2 protein-coding genes and 1 pseudogene are annotated in these 2,705 nt (G+C 65.5%); 1 reads left to right on the top strand and 2 read right to left on the bottom strand.

Annotated features, from left to right (window positions below; genetic code table 11):
- The coding region (locus HB681_RS37470) for a methylmalonyl-CoA mutase family protein (protein ID WP_256735271.1) at positions 1-354 on the bottom strand (354 nt) is incomplete at its 3' end.
- 23 nt (positions 355-377) lie between these two features.
- Entirely contained in the window at positions 378-2,012 is a 1,635-nt protein-coding gene (locus tag HB681_RS37465; RefSeq protein ID WP_213959961.1) for an AMP-binding protein, read from the bottom strand.
- Between the two features lie 378 nt (positions 2,013-2,390).
- Between HB681_RS37465 and HB681_RS37460 the strand changes: the two are divergent.
- A pseudogene (locus tag HB681_RS37460) lies at positions 2,391-2,705 on the top strand (acetyl-CoA C-acyltransferase); the annotation flags it as partial.

Raw genomic sequence — 2,705 nt, 5'->3', positions numbered from 1 at the left:
GCGGTGCGTGGCCAGGTCGAAGGCGACGCTGACGCCTTGGCCACCAGCGGCGAGTGCCTTGCGGTAGAAGGCGTTGGACTCTTCCGCCGTCGAGAAGCCTGCGTATTGGCGGATGGTCCACGGACGCACCGCGTACATGGTCGCCTGCGGGCCGCGCAGGTAGGGCTCGAAACCGGGCAGCGTGTCGGTGTACTTCAGGCCTTGCAGGTCAGCCGCGGTGTACAGCGGCTTGACGGTGATGCCGTCGGGCGTGAGCCAGTTGAGCGCGGCCAGGTCACCGCCGGGCGCGGACTTGGCTGCGGCCTTGGTCCAGGCGTCGAGGGTGGAAGACTTGAAGGTGGGTTCGTTCGCCATGCTCGTTCGCACAGTTGCGTGGCTCAGGCGACGTCGCGCAACTCGCGCCGCAGGATCTTGCCCACGGTGGACTTGGGCAAGGCTTCGACGATCGACACGGACTTGGGCACCTTGTAGCCGGTGAGTAGCGCACGGCAGTAGTCGATGACATCCTGCTGCGCCAGGGTCTTGCCTGGCTGGTTCACCACGAACAGCCTCAGCGCCTCGCCGGTCTTCTCGTCCGGCACGCCGATGCAGGCGCACTCGGCCACGCCGGGGCACGCCGTCGCCACCGCTTCGATCTCGTTCGGATAGACGTTGAAGCCCGAGACGATGATCATGTCCTTGATGCGATCGACGATCTTCAGGAAGCCGCGGCTGTCGAAGACGCCGACGTCGCCGGTGCGGAAGTAGCCATCGGGCGTGAAGGCCGTGACAGTGGATTCGGGTCGCTGCCAGTAGCCGCGCATGACCTGGGGGCCACTGGCGCAGATTTCGCCAGGCTGGCCCAAGGGCACCTCGTTGCCCGCTTCGTCGACCAGCTTGATATCGGTGGACGGCAGCGGCAGCCCGGTGGTGCCGGAGAACTCGCTGACGAAGGGCGGATTGATGGACAGGATCGGGCTGGTCTCCGACAGGCCGTAGCCCTCCAGGATCAGGCGGCCGGTCACTTCCTTCCAGCGCGCGGACGTGGCCGGGATCACCGCGGCCCCGCCACCGATGGACAGGCGCAGGTTCGAGAAATCGACTTCCTTGAGCCGCGGATGCGCGGCCAGGCCCGAGTACAGGGTGTTCACGCCGGTGAACACGGTCAGGCGCGACTGCTTGAAGGTGTCGATCAACCCATCCATGTCGCGCGGATTGGCCACCAGCCAGTTCTCCGCACCGACCGAGAAGTAGCTGATGAGATTCACCATCAGCGCGAAGATGTGATACAGCGGCAAGGCCGTCACCACCACCTCTTCGCCGGCGCGGATGCTGTCGCCCATCAGGGCCTTGAACTGCTCGGTGTTGGCCACCAGGTTGCGATGCGACAGGCAGGCGCCCTTCGAGACGCCGGTGGTGCCGCCGGTGTATTGCAGAAACAGCAGGTCGTCGCCCGTGATCACCGGGGCGCTGTAGTTCGTCGGTTGGCCCTCGCGCAGGATGTCCGACAGGGGCAGCGAACCGACCAGGCGAGAGTCGGGCGCGGGCCCGGCCACCGGTGCCGCCAGGCCATCGCCCGGGCTGACCGTGATGATGTGTTCCAGCACGGTCTGATCGACCACTTCGGCGAGCGTCGCGGTGGAACCGTCGTACACGACGATGGCTTTCACGCCGGCGTCGTTGAGCTGGTGGGCCAGTTCGCGAGCGGTGTAGAGCGGGTTCACATTGACCTGGATCGCACCCAGGCGGACGATGCCGAGGAAGACCACCGGGAAGGCCGCCAGGTTGGGCATCATGACGGCGATGCGGTCACCCTTGCCGATGTGCAGTTCATGCTGCAGGAAGGCGGCGAAGCGAGCCGACAGCCGGTCGACTTCGCTAAAGCTCAGGCTCTGCCCAAACGAGCGGAAGGCGGTCTTGTCGCTGTAGCGGGCCATTGCCTGCTCGAGCAGTTCCACGATGGAACTGTAGGCATCGGCGTTGATTTGAGCGGGCACGTTGCCGTACGAAGGAATCCAGGGTCTCTGCGTCATTGGTCTTGTCTCCGAAAGGGGGCTGGGGAAAGCTTCTGCAGGGGGCTCCTGCGGCTTCGGCGCGTTGTCAGGAGCGCCTGGGGTCAATGCTCCCGCAGACACTCGCAAGCTGCGTCTCAATTGACGACACGCGTTTAGCAATTGATGCCAGCCATGGCACGGCGCCATGGCATGGCGGCTTCGCTGTCTTGCCCTGCGCAGCGACGTCCGGCATCAAATGCGAAGCCAGTGGCATCAAAAGCCGTACGCCGTCGCGCCCGATCCCGTACTGTCGAGTCCCGGCTGCGCGCATCGGCTTGTGGAGCAGTACGCGCAACCCAATGGCCCAGGGCCTGTGAACAGGCCTTCGCCCGCTACTCTCCATTCCAGGAACCATTCATGACTACTCGCGACATCTTCGTGGTCGGCACGGCCCGCACCGCCATCGGCACCTTCGGCGGTTCGCTGAAGGACGTTCCCAATACCCAACTCGCCACCACCGCCGTCAAGGCCGCCATCGAGCGCAGCGGCGTGGCGGCGGACGCCATCGGCCATGTGGTGATGGGCAACGTGATCCCCACCGACGTCAAGGATGCGTACCTGAGCCGCGTGGCCGCGATCGATGCGGGCTGCCCGATCGAGACGCCGGCCTTCAACGTCAACCGCCTTTGCGGCTCGGGCCTGCAGGCGATCGTGTCGGCGGCGCAGGCGATT

The sequence above is a fragment of the Variovorax sp. dw_954 genome (genome assembly GCF_018449755.1).
GTDB lineage: Bacteria > Pseudomonadota > Gammaproteobacteria > Burkholderiales > Burkholderiaceae_C > Variovorax.
Note: the sequence above shows the minus strand (reverse complement) of the source record. Positions and strands in the feature narration are given on the sequence as shown.